Annotated in this window: 18 protein-coding genes and 1 riboswitch; of the genes, 13 read left to right on the top strand and 5 right to left on the bottom strand. The window is 50.6% G+C overall.

The genetic code is table 11. The features are described from left to right. Positions 1-386: 386 nt before the first annotated feature. The 3 genes from BLR50_RS13065 to BLR50_RS14800 form a co-directional block, all read right to left on the bottom strand. Entirely contained in the window at positions 387-1,166 is a 780-nt protein-coding gene (locus BLR50_RS13065) for a CPBP family intramembrane glutamic endopeptidase (RefSeq protein WP_162840447.1), read from the bottom strand. A 334-nt stretch (positions 1,167-1,500) separates the two neighbouring features. Beyond that, positions 1,501-2,796 (bottom strand): MFS transporter, encoded by a 1,296-nt coding sequence (locus tag BLR50_RS13060; protein WP_162840446.1) that lies wholly within the window; start codon positions 2,794-2,796, stop codon positions 1,501-1,503. A gap of 281 nt (positions 2,797-3,077) precedes the next feature. Then, positions 3,078-3,206: a hypothetical protein gene (locus BLR50_RS14800; RefSeq protein WP_278278016.1), complete on the bottom strand. Its 129-nt coding sequence runs from the start codon at positions 3,204-3,206 to the stop codon at positions 3,078-3,080. A gap of 328 nt (positions 3,207-3,534) precedes the next feature. Between BLR50_RS14800 and malQ the strand changes: the two genes are divergently transcribed. Next, complete coding sequence (gene malQ, locus BLR50_RS13055) at positions 3,535-5,010, top strand: 4-alpha-glucanotransferase (protein WP_092643198.1); 1,476 nt, start codon at positions 3,535-3,537, stop codon at positions 5,008-5,010. An 86-nt stretch (positions 5,011-5,096) separates the two neighbouring features. Beyond that, positions 5,097-7,466: a glycogen/starch/alpha-glucan phosphorylase gene (locus BLR50_RS13050; protein WP_092643195.1), complete on the top strand. Its 2,370-nt coding sequence runs from the start codon at positions 5,097-5,099 to the stop codon at positions 7,464-7,466. A gap of 325 nt (positions 7,467-7,791) precedes the next feature. Here BLR50_RS13050 and sleB read toward each other — a convergent pair whose 3' ends face one another. Then, the gene (gene sleB / locus BLR50_RS13045) at positions 7,792-8,424 is read right to left on the bottom strand and encodes a spore cortex-lytic enzyme (protein WP_278278017.1); all 633 of its coding nucleotides are present in this window, start codon (positions 8,422-8,424) and stop codon (positions 7,792-7,794) included. 456 nt (positions 8,425-8,880) lie between these two features. On the opposite strand from sleB, the gene BLR50_RS13040 reads away from it, so the two are divergent. The 6 genes from BLR50_RS13040 (at position 8,881) to BLR50_RS14545 (ending at position 12,944) form a co-directional block, all read left to right on the top strand. After that, positions 8,881-9,075 (top strand): hypothetical protein, encoded by a 195-nt coding sequence (locus tag BLR50_RS13040; RefSeq protein WP_092643192.1) that lies wholly within the window; start codon positions 8,881-8,883, stop codon positions 9,073-9,075. Positions 9,076-9,921: 846 nt separating this feature from the next. Continuing rightward, positions 9,922-10,554, top strand: a complete 633-nt coding sequence (locus BLR50_RS13035) for a DUF998 domain-containing protein (protein WP_092643189.1) — start codon at positions 9,922-9,924, stop codon at positions 10,552-10,554. Between the two features lie 101 nt (positions 10,555-10,655). Next, positions 10,656-11,249 (top strand): TetR/AcrR family transcriptional regulator, encoded by a 594-nt coding sequence (locus BLR50_RS13030; RefSeq protein WP_092643186.1) that lies wholly within the window; start codon positions 10,656-10,658, stop codon positions 11,247-11,249. Between the two features lie 113 nt (positions 11,250-11,362). Beyond that, entirely contained in the window at positions 11,363-12,157 is a 795-nt protein-coding gene (locus BLR50_RS13025; RefSeq protein WP_092643183.1) for an SDR family NAD(P)-dependent oxidoreductase, read from the top strand. Between the two features lie 30 nt (positions 12,158-12,187). Then, positions 12,188-12,766, top strand: a complete 579-nt coding sequence (locus BLR50_RS13020; RefSeq protein ID WP_242871768.1) for a YbhB/YbcL family Raf kinase inhibitor-like protein — start codon at positions 12,188-12,190, stop codon at positions 12,764-12,766. 22 nt (positions 12,767-12,788) lie between these two features. Then, the gene (locus BLR50_RS14545) at positions 12,789-12,944 is read left to right on the top strand and encodes a hypothetical protein (protein WP_162840445.1); all 156 of its coding nucleotides are present in this window, start codon (positions 12,789-12,791) and stop codon (positions 12,942-12,944) included. Positions 12,945-13,062: 118 nt separating this feature from the next. Here the strand turns inward: BLR50_RS14545 and BLR50_RS13015 are convergent, their stop codons facing one another. Beyond that, the gene (locus BLR50_RS13015) at positions 13,063-13,392 is read right to left on the bottom strand and encodes a hypothetical protein (protein WP_092643180.1); all 330 of its coding nucleotides are present in this window, start codon (positions 13,390-13,392) and stop codon (positions 13,063-13,065) included. Between the two features lie 75 nt (positions 13,393-13,467). Beyond that, positions 13,468-13,551: riboswitch (cyclic di-GMP riboswitch) on the bottom strand. 293 nt (positions 13,552-13,844) lie between these two features. On the opposite strand from BLR50_RS13015, the gene BLR50_RS13010 reads away from it, so the two are divergent. The 5 genes from BLR50_RS13010 to BLR50_RS12990 all read left to right on the top strand — a co-directional run bounded on the left by BLR50_RS13010 (position 13,845) and on the right by BLR50_RS12990 (position 17,702). Beyond that, complete coding sequence (locus BLR50_RS13010) at positions 13,845-14,402, top strand: RNA polymerase sigma factor (RefSeq protein ID WP_092643177.1); 558 nt, start codon at positions 13,845-13,847, stop codon at positions 14,400-14,402. Further along, a complete protein-coding gene (locus BLR50_RS13005; protein WP_162840444.1) occupies positions 14,392-15,102 on the top strand; it encodes a DUF4367 domain-containing protein in 711 nt (236 codons plus the stop codon). The genes BLR50_RS13010 and BLR50_RS13005 overlap by 11 nt, the downstream gene beginning before the upstream one ends. A 48-nt stretch (positions 15,103-15,150) precedes the next feature. Continuing rightward, complete coding sequence (locus BLR50_RS13000; protein ID WP_092643171.1) at positions 15,151-15,585, top strand: RNA polymerase sigma factor; 435 nt, start codon at positions 15,151-15,153, stop codon at positions 15,583-15,585. Beyond that, complete coding sequence (locus tag BLR50_RS12995) at positions 15,524-16,015, top strand: C39 family peptidase (RefSeq protein WP_162840443.1); 492 nt, start codon at positions 15,524-15,526, stop codon at positions 16,013-16,015. Before BLR50_RS13000 ends, BLR50_RS12995 begins: the two co-directional genes overlap by 62 nt. Before the next feature lie 70 nt (positions 16,016-16,085). Beyond that, positions 16,086-17,702 (top strand): hypothetical protein, encoded by a 1,617-nt coding sequence (locus tag BLR50_RS12990; protein WP_092643165.1) that lies wholly within the window; start codon positions 16,086-16,088, stop codon positions 17,700-17,702. Positions 17,703-17,904: the final 202 nt, after the last annotated feature.

The following is a 17,904-nucleotide window of genomic DNA, read 5'->3' as shown; positions in this document are numbered from 1 at the left end:
TCCATAGTGTTCGGTAGAACCGCGGGCGCGCAATGCGCGCCCCCACATACTGCCATGCAAGCGCGGCTGACATAGACAGAGGCACCCAATACGGGGGTACCCGTGCGGGGGCGAAGCCCCGCACATTCCTCCCCCTCCCGCATAAGGAGAGTTTGGAACAATGTGCGCCCCAGATGCGGGAGGGGGTAGGGGGTGGGCATAATTGTGCCCGTGATTATTGGCAAGCGCATAAAACCACGAACGGTTACGTTAGACCACGGGCGATTGATAATCGCCCCTACAATCACCCGTTGCGAACAGGCTTATCGGCACAACGGTCAAGACCGTTCCCTACAATAATCTTTTATCAGAATCCAGAATCAAAACAGTTGCGGCTTTGAAGAATCTTATACTATATCCCACAAAAGATGTAACAATATTCCCGGCGTAAGGGTCTTTGTTTTAAGGTATAGCTTTCCAAAGAAATATCCTATTACAGCTTGATAACTGGTTATTAATAATGCAACGCCAATTCCCTTGTCCAGATATCTAACACAATGAAGAACTGCAAAAAGCAGAGCTTGTATGATATTTATTTTCCACTCCGCGATCTGATAGCCTTTTAGCCCAGAAACGAGTATTCCCCTGCATAAAAATTCTTCGAAGAAGGCTACAAGCACTATTGTTCTTAATAGGTAAAGGCCATATTGAACGATATCTCCCTTGAACCCGTTTATGAATCTAAATCCATCAAATATTACTGTAATGGATGCAAACAACAGGCCTATTGCCAAGACACCTATAATCTGATTCCGGTTTATATTCCATTTAAATGCTTTGATGCTAACCCCAGATACTTTCAATAAAACAAGGGATAATAGAAGACAAACTGCTATGATGATACTCTTGATAGGTTCACTATTAAACCCAAGATGCTTGTATAATCCAAACACCGTAAAAAATACGTTCATCAGTAAAATTGAATATACAATAATAAAATTAAGCAGCAACTTTTTATCAGAATATATTTCAACACTAGCTTCAAGTTTTTTGCTGAACAAAAGGATAATCACTAAAAAAACTAAGCCCAGCAAGCCTCCATAATACCCTAACAAAGCTGGCAGGATTGCGAATGGCAACACGAATAAAATTTCTAATACCGATTTTTTATTGAGATACTCTCTCATATTAACGTTTCCCTTCTTGCTACATGACGAATCAAAAATCAGCGCTTTCACACTGCAGGTTCCCGGTACCATCCTATCCAAAGAGACGCCGAGTGACCATCTGCGACGAATCGACCATTCCTTTTGCATAATTATATTAGGTAAAGGCTGTAAAGTCAACGCGAATTTGACTTTTTTCGCAGAAAGATGGGGGTAGGAGAGATGGCGAAGCGCCCCGTTTCTGGCACAGCGCACAAGACGTTGCCAGCAAACTAATCCGCGGGCGGGAATAGCGAGAATAGTATAATGAAAACAGCGGCCGAAAAAGCCGCTGTTTTGATGCTTAAATATTCGCTTAGGTATCCAACTCTTTGAATATAGGGTTGCGCAGGCAGAGCAGGTTGGCTGCAAAGCCGACCACACCGATAACCAAAAAGATTACCGCCATGCCCGAACCCTTGCCCGTTCCCACCAAAAAAGAAAGCGCGTGCTGCAGGGGAGAGGGCGAGAGCATAAACGGCTCGAAGACATTATCCGCAAGCACGCCGCCCAAAAACAGCCCCAGCGGAATGGTGGTAAACTGCAGGGTATCGCGCGTGGCGAACACCCGGCCCTGCATCTCGATGGGCACCTTGGTGCGCATGATGGTGGTGATATTCACCCCGATAAACGGCAGCGGCAGGTTGCCCGCAAAGGCCGCGAACACCCACACAGGGACACTGCGCCCCAACCCCCAAAAAACATCGCAGAGAAAAAACGAAACGGCGCAGGTAATAAAGATAACCCTTGTGCGCCTTTTCGCCGGCGGCGCCGCGGTGGCCAGTATACTGCCCACCAGCATGCCGATGCCAACGGCGGAGGAAACCGCCCCCAATGCAAGCTGATTCTGGTTACTGCGAGAGAGGATCATAGCCGGCATAATGCCGTTGCCCGATAAGGAGGCAAGCAGGTTTACAAACGAAAAGAACAATATCAGGCTAAAAAGCGCCCGATGCTCCCGCAAAAAGCGCAGGCCGGAAAGGCACTCCTGCAAAAACGGAGCCTTGGCCTCGCCGCTTTGGCGGATGGGCGGTATCTTGATAAACAACAGCAGCGCCAGAAAGGCAACGGCGAAGGTGGAAAGGTCTACTATCAAAACGGTTTGTATGCCGCCAAAAGCGAGTAAAGCGACGGCAATGGCGGGGGTGAGCACCGTTACCAGCGAGTTTGCGAACGCCTGCAGCCCGCTAGTGCGCGCGTAGTGCTTTTCGGGGACAATCAGCGACTGTGCAACAAGAGCGGCGGGGTTTTGAAAGGCGTTCATAAAGCTTAGTGTAAAGTTGATGATGTACAGGTGCCACAGCTGCAGGGTGCCCGTAGAGTAGAGCAGCAGAATGGTGGCCGTACCCATGGCGGCAACCGTATCGCTTACCAGCATCAGGCGCTTCTTATCCCAGCGGTCGGCAAGGGTGCCGGCGGCAAAGCAGAACAGGATGCTCGGCAGAAAGGAGCACACCGAAAGCAGGGTGATGCTGCTGGCGGTGCCCTTCTGCTGATATGCCCAGATTACCAGCGCGTAGTTGGTCATGGCGGTGCCGAGTGCCGACACCGTCTGGCTGCTCCAAAGAATGAGAAAGCTTTTTAGTTCATAGATGGTGTTAAACAGTTTCACGACTTTGCTCCTTAATTTAAATAGAATAAATTAAGTTATGCAAAGCCCGAGTTTGGACGGTTAAGGTTGATTCATCTGTGAATCAGATTTATTCGCTCCATGCAATTCCGTCCGGCATCAAGCCTTGCATGGAGCTGAAACGGTGCAGATGTAATGCTTCATAGTTAATACCATTCCTTTTTAGGTCATATGTTTAAAAGATTTGTCTTTCAAACTTTTTAAGGCCAAACGAGCTTCCAAAATTTACTTCGGATTCATTATAATAGTCGAAGTCAAAATTGTCAACACTCGGCCTTTTGTACGGGATACAGCCTGCCGCTGAAAAACCCCACCGCCGCGCCGAGCACAAGGCTCATGATGGCCATGGGTATTACCGCGGCAATATCGGTTTTAATCGCCAGCAGCATCACGGGCACAGCCGCGGCAAGGGCTAGCAGCGCGCCCTTAAGCCAGCCCGGGATACCGTTTTCGTAAAAACAAGGTTCACAACGGTGATTTGTAGGTTTTGACTATTGCATTGTACAGGCCTGTTATGGTAAAATTCTTATTGGAAACGTTTCCGGCAACGTTACCAGTGTTAAAAGAAGCAAAAAAAGTGTATAATAGCTATCAAATACCCATAAAAGACCTTTTTAATCATTGTAAGGATAAAATTAAACCAGCGGACGGACTACACCATCCTGCAGCAGCCACAGCAATCACCTGTAAGGTATTTCCACACGAAAGGAATTGTCATCCATGAAACGAGGCGGCGGTATACTAATGCATCTATCCTCTCTGCCCGGGGGATACGGAATCGGCACCATGGGCAGCGAGGCCTACCATTTTGCAGACTTTTTAAAGCAGGCGGGGGTACGCTACTGGCAGATGCTGCCCCTTGGCCCCACCAGCTACGGCGATTCGCCCTATTCCTCCTTCTCGGCGTTTGCGGGCAACCCCTATTTTATCGACCTGGACCTGCTCGCAAAGGACGGCCTTTTGAAAAAAACGGATTATGCCACCCTGCCGTGGGGGGAAGACCCTGAGCGGGTGGACTATGCGGTGCTGTATGAAAACCGCTTTAAGGTGCTCAAGATAGCGTACCAAAACGGGTATGCGCGCGATAAAAAGGCGGTGGACGCCTTTGCCCGCGAGAATGCCGCGTGGCTTACCGACTATGCCGAGTATATGGCAATTAAAAAGCGGTTCGGTGACCGCTCGTGGAAGCAGTGGGACGACGATATCCGCATGCGCACCCCCAAGGCACTGGAGCACTACCGCACCCTTTTAAAGGATGAAATCACCTTCTGGATTTATGTGCAGTACCTGTTTTTTAAGCAGTGGAGAGCATTAAAGAGCTATGCCAACAACGCGGGCATACAGATTATCGGCGATATGCCCATCTATGTGGCCGACGACAGCGCCGACGCGTGGGCAAACTCCGGCCTGTTCTGGTATGACGAAACCAACACCCCCGTGTGCGTGGCGGGCTGCCCGCCCGACCCGTTTACCGCCAAGGGCCAGCTGTGGGGCAACCCCCTGTATAACTGGCCGGTGCACCAGAAAACCGGCTACCGCTGGTGGATCGACCGCGTGAAGGCCTCGCTTGCGTTCTTTGATGTGGTGCGCATCGACCACTTCCGCGGGTTTGAGGCATACTATACCATCCCCTACGGCAGCGAAGACGCCATTAAGGGCGAGTGGCTCAAGGGCCCGGGTATCGACCTTTTCCGCGCCATCAAGAAGGAGCTGGGCCGGGTGGATATTATCGCCGAGGATTTAGGCTTTATCACCGACGGCGTGCGCAGGCTGCTGCGGCAGACCGGCTACCCCGGCATGAAGGTGCTGGAGTTTGCCTTTTCGCCCGACGAGGAGAGCGATTTTCTGCCCCACCGCCATGTGAAGAACTGCATCGTTTACACCGGCACGCACGATAACGACACCGTAAAGGGCTGGTACGACCACTGCAAGCGCGGCGAGCGCCGTTACTTTAACCGGTATGTGAACTACACCCGCAGCGAGGGGCCGGTGTGGGGCTGTATCCGCGCCGCGTGGGCCAGTGTGGCCGACTGCGCCGTTGCCCAGATGCAGGACTTTTTGGAGCTTGGCAGCGAGGCGCGTATGAACATCCCCTCTACACTGGGCGGCAACTGGCAGTGGCGTGCCAAAGAGGGTGCTTTTACCGAGGCGCTTGCCGGGCGGATTCGCCTGCTGACCGATACATACCATCGGTGAGGGGCGAAAGGGCAGAAGGTTGGGAACGGTCTGAACCATTGCCTATAAATAGACCTCGAACACAACGCCTGAAAGGATGAAGTTATATGTTTAACCGAGAGCAGTTAAAGCAGGATTTTTGCACCCTGCTTGCCGCGCAGAGCCAGAAAACCCCCGAAACCGCCACGCCCTACGAGCAGCACAACGCCCTTTCGGCAGCGCTGATGGCGCAGCTTGCCCAAAACTGGAGCAAAACCCGCAGTGCGGCGGTGAAGAAAAAGTGCGCACACTACCTTTCCGCGGAGTTTCTGGTGGGGCGCATGGTGTACAACAACCTGTTAAGCTTGGGGCTGCTCGACGACGCGCAGGCGGTGTTTGCCGAGCTGGGCCTTGACCTTTCCGCCTTTGAGGAGATTGAGGATATGGCGCTGGGCAACGGCGGCTTAGGCCGCCTTGCCGCCTGCTTCTTGGATTCCGCCGCCACGCACGATATCCCCTTAAACGGCTACGGCATCCGCTACCGCTACGGGCTGTTTAAGCAGCGCATCGAAAACGGTGCCCAAACCGAGATTGCCGACGACTGGGCGCGGTTCGGCGATCCGTGGTCGGTGCGGCACGAGGACGAGGCCGTATTGGTGGAGCTGGGCGGGCTGACGGTGCGCGCGTTGCCCTATGATATGCCGGTAATCGGCTATGGTACCAACACGGTGGGCACGCTGCGCCTGTGGCAGGCCGAGCCGGTGCAGGAGTTTGATTTTGCACTGTTTAACGCGCAGAAATACGAGCAGGAGGCCGAGGCGCGCAACGCGGCGTTTGCCATCTCGGCGGTGCTCTACCCCAACGATTCCACCCCGGCGGGCAAGAAGCTGCGCTTAAGACAGCAATACTTCTTTTCCAGCGCGTCGGTGCAGGATATTATCAAGAAATACAAGGCGGCGCACGGCAGCGACTTTTCGCAGTTTGCGGCCTATAACGCCATCCAGTTAAACGATACCCACCCGGTAATCGCCATCCCCGAGCTGATACGCATCCTGATGGACGAGGAAGGGCTGAGCTTTACCGAGGCATTCGGCATTGCACAGCAGACCTTCGGCTACACCAACCACACCGTAATGCCCGAGGCGCTGGAGTGCTGGAGCGGTGCGATGGTGAAGGAGGTAGCCCCGCGGGTGTATGAGATCATCCGCATGATTAACGAGCACTTCTTGCGCACGATGGCCGATAAGGGCCTGCGCCCCACCAGCGCCACGGTAAAGGGAATGCGGCTGATTGCGGGCGGCACCGTGCATATGGCGCGGCTTGCCGTATATGCCACCGCCCATGTAAACGGTGTGGCGTGGCTGCACACCGAGCTGTTAAAAACCACCCTGCTTAAGGACTGGTACGCACTGTACCCCGAACGCTTCACCAACAAGACCAACGGCATCACGCAGCGGCGGTGGCTTGCGCTTTGCAACCGCGAGCTTTCGGGCGAGATTACCCGCCTGCTGGGCAGCGACGGGTGGGTGAAGAACCTGGAGGAGCTGGGCGGCTTAAAGAAATTTGCCGACGACAAGCAGGTGCTTGCGCGGTTTAACGACATCAAGCGCGTGAAGAAGCAGCAGCTTGCCGATTATGTGCTGCAGCACGACGGCTTTAGGCTCAACCCCGACTTTATCTTCGACATTCAGGTAAAGCGCCTGCACGAATACAAGCGGCAGCTGCTAAACGCCTTCGCTATTCTGGATATCTACTTTAAGCTTAAGGACGGCACCATTAAGGAGTTTACCCCCACCGCGTTCATCTTCGGCGCGAAATCTGCCCCCGGCTATGACCGCGCAAAGGGGATTATCCGCTATATCTGCGAGATTGCGCGGCTTATTAACAGCGACCCTGCCGTGAACACCCGCATGCAGGTGGTGTTTGTGGCAAACTATAACGTATCCTACGGCGAAAAGCTGTTCCCCGCAGCCGATATCTCCGAGCAGATCTCCACCGCGGGCACCGAGGCCTCGGGCACCGGCAACATGAAGTTTATGCTAAACGGCGCGGTGACGCTTGGCACCTACGACGGCGCAAACATCGAGATTGTGCAGGAGGCGGGGCAGGAGAACAACTATATCTTCGGCGCGCGCGTGGAGGAGATCATGTCCATCAAGGACAGCTACAACCCCCGTGCCCTGTATGAGAGCACCCCGAACATCAGGCGCGTGGTGGATACCCTTGTTGACGGCACCTTCAGCGACGGCGGCACCGGCAGCTTTAAGGAGCTATACACCAGCCTCTTGGACGGCGCCTCGTGGCACAAGCCCGACCACTACTTTTTGCTGCACGACCTGAACGCCTATGTAGAGGAAAAGCTTAAGGTAAACCGCGAGTACAACGACCGGCTTGCCTTTGCCAAGAAGTGCTTTATGAATGTGGCAAGCGCCGCAAAGTTTTCTTCCGACAGAACGATTAAAGAGTATGCGGGGGAGATTTGGGGAGTAGGGAAGTAAGAGGCCAAAATTTATAGGGTATAAGATGCACCCCCAAGGCGGAGAGAGACCGCTTTGGGGGTGTTTATCTGTGCAGGCAACGGTCTTGACCGTTCCGCGGCTGTGTTCAGAGCCGCGGGCGATTGATAATCGCCCCTACAAAAACGCTGTGAGGAGGGGATATAACCGCGGGGCGTCGGGGACGCCGCCCCCTGCAACCCATCATGGGCGGCGGTAAAACACGCGGGCGAACACAGTTCGCCCCTACAAAGGAGCGTCGGGAATGTATTCCCGGCTAAACGCAAGAGGAGCGGCCCGCAAAAGCCGCTCCTTAATCCTTTGTAGCTTAGCTGCAGAACAGATGGTTGCCGATGCGCTTGATCACCGGGCGCGTGCGTATCCATTTGTTCGAGGTCTTGTCAGGGTTGTAGTAGTAGATGGCGCCGCCGGAGGGGTCCCACCCGTTAAGGGCATCCTGTGCGGCACGCTTGGCGCTGTCGGCCACCGGCTGGTCGATCTGCCCGTCGGTGATGGCGGTAAAGGCGCCGGGCTGGTAAACCACGCCCGCAAGGGTGTTGGGGAAGGAGGGATGCTTTACGCGATTAAGCACGCACGCGCCAACCGCCACCTGCCCGGTATAGGGCTCGCCGCGCGATTCCGCCGAGATGATGCGTGCCAGCAGCGCCACATCCTTGCTGCTGGCTGCAGCGCTGCCCCCGGAGGTTGAACCGGTGGAAATACCCATGGCCTCAAGCGTTTTGGGGCCCGCAATGCCATCTACCGTAAGGCCGTTTTTCTTCTGGAACGCCCTAACGGCCTGTTCGGTTTGGCTGCCGAAGATGCCGTCGATGTTGCCGGCGTAGTAACCCCACTTTTTTAGGTTGGTTTGAATCTTGGTAACCTCGTCGCCGCGCGAGCCTACCTTGGAGAGGGCCTGCACCGAGGCCGGTTCGTTCACCGAGTGGCTGCTTGAATACACCGCCAGCGCAATAATGCATACGTTAAGCGCAAGGATGATGCCTACCTTTAATATCTTAATAATACGATCCTGCAAAAAAACTCAATCCTTTCTAAGTTCAGCCGGGAGGGGGCGTGCGAAATTGTGTTACAAAAGCACCGCACCACCTGAAGCGTGCTTCTGCAAACCGGCTTTTAAGAATCAATTTTTATACGGTTTTTTATCCTATACAAATCGCAACATTAAAAGCAAAATACTCTATGCGCGATACTTAAAGTTTTTCCATTGGCGTCGTGTTTATCCAGCAGAAGATTTTAACTGTTGTTTTATATAAACAATGCTAAAACATAAAAACAGGCGAACCGCAGCCCTGTTTGTTACATAGAATAAAGTACCAATTGAATTTTTTATGAAACGACACGAATACCAGTCTCTGATGTAGAAGGGCTTATAGCTTATACAGGAAGGGCGGTTGTAATGAGCATGCTCGCGGCGGAGGTTATCTGCCTGGTTGTGATTATCCTTGCAGGGGTGGCGGTGAGTGTTTTGGCTGGCTTGATTATTGAGCGCTCGGAGCGAAAGGCCTATAAGCGGCAGACAGATACATTGGCTAAGCCAGACGAGCAGCCGCATAGCCTTGAAAAAGAAGAAACGGATACATACCCGCCCTGAAGAATTTACCGGGGGCGAAAAAACCGCCGCAGGCAACCGTCTGCGGCGAAGTTTTTGTATGGGAAGGGCATCGGCCGGCAAAACCCGTTGCCTGCAGGCAGTCGGAAACGGGTGTTATCCGGCATTGCAATAAAGGCCGGCTAAAATACAATGCGTTAAAAAATGCTGGCGGTTTGTTACAGAAAAATTGCACAAAAATGCAGCAAAATCACGGCTGCTTTACACTATATAACTGAATTTCACAAATACTGTAGTCAAACCCTAAACTAAAGCGTTATACTTACGAAAGAGAATATGAGTGATATAAAGCCGGGGCGTTTTACCCGCAAAAAACTATCAGGACAAGCCGGTTTTTAAAGCTGATATTCAGGGAGAGTAATTAAAAAGAAGGGGGATTAAAAATGAACATGACCATTGCAGAGAATGTACCGCTGGTTGCGGGGCTTACCATCTCGGCGCTGATTGCGGCTGCCGCGGCAGTATTCTTTATTGTAAACCGCAAGAAGATTTGGTAACCATCCGGGTGATTCTATTAGGAAAACTTGCGTAAGCAACGCGGCAAAACACAGGGTGTTTTACATCATGCTTTAAAACGTGGTGGTAAAGGCCGCAGAGTTGCAGCCGGATACCGAATCCGCGACCTTGGCGGAGTGAAATCGGTATACAGGCAGAAGAAGCGGGAAAAGGCTTTTGGGCAGACGAGGCTAAGGCAAAAACAAAACATATAGATACTATGCTGTACCGCGCAAGCGGGATACGCGCCGATGACAACACATACTAACGCCGATTTGAGGAATACTGATACAAGGGCGAGTATGTGCAAAACGGAAAGGTATAGGTATTGATATGTTCTGGAACAGCCGTTTTAGCTGGTGGCTGCTCATTTTTGTTTTAGCGGGGGATTTTATTGTGCCCGTACTGCTGGCGTTCGGCTTTAAGGGCTACAGCTGCACCCGCAGGGTGATTAGCGTTTTAAGCAGTACCGGCAGCCCGGTAAAAAGGCTTTGCCGGTTTTGGATGCTGCTGCAGGGGGTACTGTTTGCCATCTCGGGGGTAAACCTTTTTTTGTATTATCAAACCGTTTCTTATACCGCGGCGCTGTGGCTGATGATTACCCTTATTGTATTTGCTGCGCTGGAGGGTATTGTTGCGTCCTTTTACAGCATTGAGGAGGATGTTACCAAGCTGACCACCTCCGCGGTGATTCATAATACTGCTTCGGTAACTGCGTTTGCGGCACTGTCGTTTGAGCCGCTGTTTATGGCGGTGCTGATGTTCAGGCAGCGCGACCTGCTGCTGGGAGGGCTAAGCACCGTTTGCTTTGCGGCGGCGCTGGGCTTTCAGGCGCTCTTTTTGTTCTCTGTCGGGCCTGCACGCCACCGGGTGATATTGGGCCTTTCGGGGCTGTGGCAGCGTGCGGCACTTTTTTGTATGTATCTTCCGCTTGCGGCGGCAGCGGCCAAAAATATTATTAATTAATATCTTGCAATTATGGAACAGGTATGCTAAAATATGACCATGGTCACATTATGAACAGAGTCATATTATAATATGCTGCGGATGGAACAGGAGGAAAGGAATTGTCACTGGTTAAGGAGCAGCGGGAGCAGATACGCACCGGTATCATAGAAACGGCGGTGGAGCTGTTTAAACAGAAGGGCTACGAGCAGGTATCGGTTGACGATATTACCAGAACGGTGGGGGTTGCCAAGGGCACCTTCTACAACTACTTTCAGGCGAAAAGCGATATCCTGCTGATTTGGATAGAGCGGCTGATTCGGCAGGTGGATTGTTTTGCGCTCATCAGCCCGCAGGATACTGCCGCCCAAAACCTCCACCGCGTGGTGGGCGCGCTGCTTAAATGTGCGGGCAGAGAGCCGGAGCTGTTTAAAAGTGCACTGCGCGAGGTAATAAGCCTGTATAGCGGCGGCCACAAAACCGGTATGCCGGACATAAAGCCGGTGCTGAAGCGCGTGCTGGAGCAATCATCCGACATTAAGGGGGAGGACGACGGCAGGCTCGCCCTAAAGGTAAACATCCTGAAAAACGCGCTGTATATGGAGATGCTGAACTGGTACTATTGCGGCAAGGAAAGCAGCGGATTGAAGGAACGGCTGAACGATACGGTGGATATCTGCCTGTATGGCATTTTACACCAAGACGAAGGGGTATAGAGCGGGTGCTGCTATACTGATCTCGACTGCACAACCGCTAAGGGCTTTTGCGAGGATTATTAAACAGGGTGTAATGAGAAATTCGTATTACAGCCCCGGAAAGGAAGAGCGGGATGAACGAAGCGAAAACGGTACTGATTACCGGTGCGTCCTCGGGCATTGGCAAGGAGCTGGCCGGATGCTTTGCGCAGCAAGGGTATCGTGTGGTGATGGTTTCGGCAAACGCGCCCAAGCTGGAGCATGCCGCCGAGGCGATTCGGGCCAAAACGCGTGCCGAGGTGCTGGCGGTTCCGGTGGATTTATCACAACCCCGCGCCGCGGAGGAGCTTTACAGGGATATCAGGCAGCGGGGCTTACAGGTGGATGTGCTGGTAAATAACGCGGGTATCGGGCAGTGCGGCGCGTTTGTGCTAGAGGAAGCTTGGCGGGAGATGATTGCCATTAACATCACTTCACTTACCGAGCTGATGCGATTGTTTGCGCACGATATGGCGCAGGCGGGGCAGGGAAGGATTCTGAACGTGGCCTCTACGGGGGCTTACCAGCCGGGGCCGTATATCGCCGTTTACTATGCCACCAAGGCGTATGTACTGTCGCTTACGCAGGCAGTTCGGCGCGAGCTGAAGGGGAGCGGGGTTACGGTGAGCGCGCTCTGCCCGGGAGCCACCGCCACGGAATTTTCGCGTCGCGCGGGCAAAAGCGATATTAAAGGTGCGATGTCTGCACAAAAGGTGGCTCAGGCGGCCTTTAAGGGATTGATGCGCGGCAGGGCGGTAATCATCCCGGGCGGGTGGAACAAGGCTGCGGTTGTGATGTCTAAGGTGCTGCCGTCCTGCATTTCGGCGGCGATTGTAGAGCGGATACAGAACAAGCAGATAGAAAGCTTTCGGCAAACGCCGAAAAAGTAAAAATGACAATAAAGAAAAGAGGCTGCAACAATGAAAAGAATACTGATACCGGTTGTGATTGTACTTATTATTATCGGCATCCTGATTGCGCTGGGGGCTTACTTTATTCAGCGCCTGCGGGAGAAAGGGAAGGACTTGATTGTGATGGACGAAAACCTGACGGTAACAAGCACCGCCTTTGAAAACGGCGGCAGTATGCCCATAGACTACACCGGCAGGGGGCAGGATATCTCGCCCGATTTAACCCTCTCGGAGCTTTCGCCTAAGGCAAAAACCATCGCGATTATCATGGATGATCTGGATTTCCCCATCGGCACCTACAACCACTGGGTAATCTGGAACCTTCCCGCGCAGACCAGCATTCCCAAGGCTATCCCGCACGGGGAGAAGGTGGATTCGCTTGGCGGCGCTGTGCAGGGCATGGGCTACGGCAAGCACTGCTACCGCGGCCCGCTGCCGCCCTCCGGCTCCCACCGCTATAAATTCAACGTATATGTGCTGGACACACAGCTTGATTTAAGCAGCAGCTCGGACAAGCGCGCTCTCTCCGAGGCGATGATGGGGCATATTCTGCAGTACGGCTCGATTACGGGAAACTTCGGCGTGTAAGTAAGCAGGAAGGCAAAGCAGCATGATTGAACTGAAAAGGGCGGCAATAAAAACCCAGCTAAAGCGTTGGTGCTTTGGCTGGGTTTTGTTGAGTTCATACATCAGAGAAGGGCAGCGCCTGCAAGCAGGCGTAGGGAACGGTCTTGACCGTTCCGCGGTAATTATGCAGTTGCGATAGAGCCGCGGGTTTGGTTGCAGACCGCGGGGCGTCGAGGACGCCGCCCCCTACGCGTTGGGGCAGACGCGCTAATATAACGGGGGGTGCCCGCCGTATTCAACTGTGCAGGCGTAAAGAGTTACTGGCAAACCATCGAGTTGAAATTGGCTTCCTTGGCAAGGCGCTGCAGCTGCATCTTTACGATAACGTTATCACCGCAGATCATAACCACCTTTTTAAACCCGGTAGATTTGTAAAGCTCGATGCAGCCCTTTAGAATCTCCTGCATCTCCTTGGAAGATACCGCAAGGTTGGTGGTGGTAATGTTCAGCGTGGTTTGTGCAGGATTTACCTTGGAGACTACTTTCTTGTACTCGGCCAGAAAGGCCTCGGCGTCACTGGGGGTAAAGGTACCTTCTACAGTGGCATCAATTGTTTGCGCAGATGTTGCGAATTTGAAACTTCCCATTTTGTTGCACACTCCTTAATAATATTGTCAAACAGCCGTAGCTACTCCCAGATAGCTACGGCTGTTCTCCACTGTTGTTGCGGCCCAGCTGTCATAGCATCCTGCTTTAGACCTGAAGCTTTGTGCCCCCAGCTTTCACTGGGTTTACCAATCTATTTAAATCACTGCTTGATAATCAGAAGGGCGACCGAATATATGTAAGCAGAACCAAACGCTCACTAAAAGTACAATATGGTGAAATTATATCATAAATTAATAATCGACACAACATAATACAATGAAAGATATAATTTCATTAATATCTATAAAATAGGATGACATCTTCCCGTTTATTGTGCAATAAACACAAATACTAAAAATTTTGAGTAAATGGTTGTAATGCCTGTAAATGGAGGGTAAAATTTAATTAAATTTAGGGATATAACAAGACGTAATGTCAATGAGGGATTTGAATGCTGATTTATCTTGCTTTATTGGAAACAGAACACGAAAAGGATAAATTCACCGCGCTGTACACCCGATACCGCTATACCATGCTGCACTGCGCTATCGGTGTGGTGCATGACCATGCCCTTGCCGAGGATGTGGTTCATGCCTCCTTTTTAAAGGTGATAGAAATATTGGATAAATTTGAGGAGCCGGAGAGTAGTAAATCGAAGAACCTGATCGTTACTATAGTGAAGCACAAGGCCATTGATGCGCTGCGGCGTGAAAAGAAAACAGAGCTTGTCCCCCCGGAGGAGCTGGACGACTGCTATTACTCGGATGGTCCGCAGCCGGACGACGCCGTACTGAGCCGATTAAGCTGCGAGGAGATGCTTGCCTGCTTTATGCATCTGGAGGAGCACTACCGCATCATTCTGGGGCTTCGGTATTACCAGCAGCTAAGCAGCGCCGAGATTGCCAAGGTGCTGGACATCTCGCGCAAGAACGCGGATACAAGGCTGTACCGCGCGAAAAAGCGGCTATATGAGCTGTTATGTGAGGAAGGGATCTTCAGTGAGAAATAGAAAACAAAGTCCGGTTGAAGAAAAGCTAAAGCAGGCCGTAACCGAGGGCTGCCTGGCGGAGCTGCGCGCGCTTCCCGCCGAGGCGGAGCTTGCGGGCAGGTACAGCTTTTCACAGGGCTTTTTGGAGCGGATGGAGAGGCTGATAAAGCGCCATCGCCGTTCGGAGAGTGTGAGAAAGGCCGTACGGGGTATAGGTAAGACGGCGGCTGGATTGATTATAGTGACGGCGCTGCTGTTCGGCATGCTGGTTGCGGTGTCACCCTCAATCCGCGCGGCGGTGGCCAGCTTCATCACCGAGTGGTACAGCGACCATCTGGCGGTGTATTTCCGCTCAAACCCCGAGGCTGAGGACAGGTATATATGGCGGCCGCAGTATCTGCCTAAAGGGTATGCTGAGAGGGAGGAGAAGAGGGCAGGGCACATCGCGAATGTTTTTTATCAAGATAAGGCCGGTAATGAACTGGTGTTTACTTATATTCCGCGCACGGGCAGTTTTACCGTGGGCGCGGATAACGAGGGAAAAACACAGAAGGATATAAAAATTAACGGGAATAAAGCAATATTACTCGAAACGGTAACCAAAGATGAACGCAGCAGCATATTGTGGGAAACAGAGGAGGCGGGGTTTGAGATTTCAGGAGTATTGAATACAAATGAACTGATTAAGATGGCGGAAAGTGTAAAATGCTTTAATAAATAATTAGTTACAGATATATCAAGAGAATATGAGTAGGAAAGGCCGTAAGATATGATTGTTTATCTTAGCATGCTCGATACAGAAGCGGAAAAAACCAAGTTTGAACAGCTTTATCTTACCTATCGCAACCTGATGTTCTACACCGCCCAAACAATTCTGTGTAATGAGAAAATGGCTGAGGATGCGGTTCATCAGGCATTTATCAATATTATAAAAAATTTTGAAAAGGTGAGCGATATAGTAAGCCCTAAAACAAGATGCTACGTAACCGTAATCGTGAGAAACGTGTCTATCAATTTATATAATCGGCAAAAGAAAAGCAACATGATTTATTTTGAGGATTTAGACTATAGCCAGCATGAAATTGCAGGCAAACAAAAAACATATCTTAAGGACAACAAATTCAACACTAGGTGTTCAGCTTATGAGACAAGACGATTCTCGGTGGGCTTCAACTCTCATACCTGGCAGCAACTACACATATAGTGGTGCAGGTTGTGCCATGACTTCATATGCAATGGTGTTTAGTTACTATGGTTCTAATGTAACTCCTGTAGATGTTGGAAATACATATTATAATCGAACAAACCCACAACAATCACCTATTGATTTTAATGTAAGAACATTAGTGCCAATGTATAGTAGGAGCATAAGCGCAATAGATACAGTGTCTAGTCGATCATCTTTAGAGGCAGTTATTGTCGGAGGAATTTTTAGCGGCTACCCTACAGTATTAAAAATGACTAGGAGCAATGGCGATACTCATTTTATTGTAGCTTACGGATGTTTCCAAGCGACCGCAAGTGATCCAACAATAATTTATATTCGAGATCCGGAATCTCATATTAATTACTCCACTCTTAATAAGTATTACGATAAGGGGTGGACAGCAGCAAATTATGTAACTGTATCATAGTTTTTATACTATTACCCCACCACATTCAATGTGGTGGGGTAGATATAATGACCTGAGGAGATATTTAGAAATGAAAAAGCTTATCTTAACTGTTTTAGCTCTCTGCCTTATCCTTGTATCGTGCGGTAGAGTCAATATGGTCACCGTATCTTCAGAGGCAATTTCTGCACAGACATCTGTAGCAGAGACTAAAATCGAGCGGGTTATTAAACCGCATGGTCTTACTGAACTGGGCTACTATGTGGACGCCCCCGCTGTAATTGACGGGGTGGAAGACTGGAATGGGTTTTGTATTGGTGACGGAAACAATAAAATCCGTATAGGAAAGTATGCCAAAAAATTAAAAGGAGATTATACGGCGGTTACGGTAGCACCGGCGGCCTCGGAGGAGGTTGCGCTCATGTACCTTCAAAGCTTTTATAACACGGAACTTTCGGCGGAGGGCGCGGTTATTGAAATTGGGGATAAGAAATATGCGCCCAAGGAACTGGAGACTTACCGGGTATATCAGGATGATGAAATCTCGGTTTACAGCATTTTCTCGCTTGTGAGTGAGCAGACATTTAAACAGCAGCTGGACGAATATATCAGCAGCTACCGCGAAACACCCGCGAATGAAACGTGGCTCAAAATTGAGGATTATTTTAATACGAACATTAAAGCGCTCATCAAAAAAATGGTATTACGCTATGCCGCGGGGTACGCCCTGGAAACACTGAGATACACGGTGGAGGCCTCCGCCGAGACGGTTGGTATTTGGGATACTAATCGGTACCCTAAAGATAAAGCGCCTGACGGACCTGCTTATTTGGTGGCCAATGGGGATTACGGCAGGCGTTGGGGGGCGCCTTATACCGAAAAGCTGAGCGGTCAGTACAATGTCATTTTTGCTGTCCTGCATTTTGATAAAGGCCACGAACAAACCGTGCCGATAATGTATCTGCAAACATATGAGAGTAAGGAGCTTGTCCGTACGGATACCCGGATATGGATTGACGGAAAAAGCATGCAGCCTGAGGAGTTAAGAGATTATATCGTATATACCGATAATAATATAACTGTGTATAACTTTTACAAGCTAATAGATTCAGTCGATTTTCATAGCCGGATAGATGATTGTGTGAAAGCGGCCGCAGTGGAGGGTTATGATACCGAGTGGGCGCTAAAACTGAACGTGTATGTAAATAACAACATTAAAAAGCTTATCCAAAAGGCGGAGGCCGAAAGCTCAACAGGAGAGCCTAGCGTACGAAACAAGAAGCTGCAGTACCCAGTGCCCGAAATGCCAGAGAAACTGAAAGGGAATGTCAGTATTACTGCCGATTCAGCCGATATGGCGCAAATCGCAACCAAGCTGTTTGAAAAGGATAGGAGCCGATATATTGACGACACCCTCCCCGCGTATTACCGCTTGCTGGATTTTCATATAAACAGTGTAGAAACCATTGCGGGGGATCTTAATGAATTTGCCGTAAGATTAAAATATGATTTTCATTATGTGTGGATAAAATCCGATACCTATACCTATCATGTTGGAGTAAACGGGGAACCGGACGGTAACAACGGGTTTAAAGACGAGTGCCGCGAGCTGCGGATAAAAAGAACAGGCGATTCAAGCTATTCTATTATCAATACGGGAACAGGCGGGATTGCAGTTGGTTTAAAGAGTAATAACAACAATAAATAAAAGTAATTATTTCCAACCTGATAATATTCGTATTTTTAACCGTAAAACCGACAAAACTAAAATCCTCTCAACCCGCACTACGCCAACGCTTGCCCGCTGTTTAGTAACAAACATGTAAAAAGGTAATCGAAAAAAGCAAAAAAGGTGTTGACAAGGAGTAGGTGCTGTGATATTATAAATAAGCGCCTTACGGACGGGGACG

This window comes from Acetanaerobacterium elongatum, assembly GCF_900103835.1.
GTDB lineage: Bacteria > Bacillota > Clostridia > Oscillospirales > Ruminococcaceae > Acetanaerobacterium > Acetanaerobacterium elongatum.
Note: the sequence above shows the minus strand (reverse complement) of the source record. Positions and strands in the feature narration are given on the sequence as shown.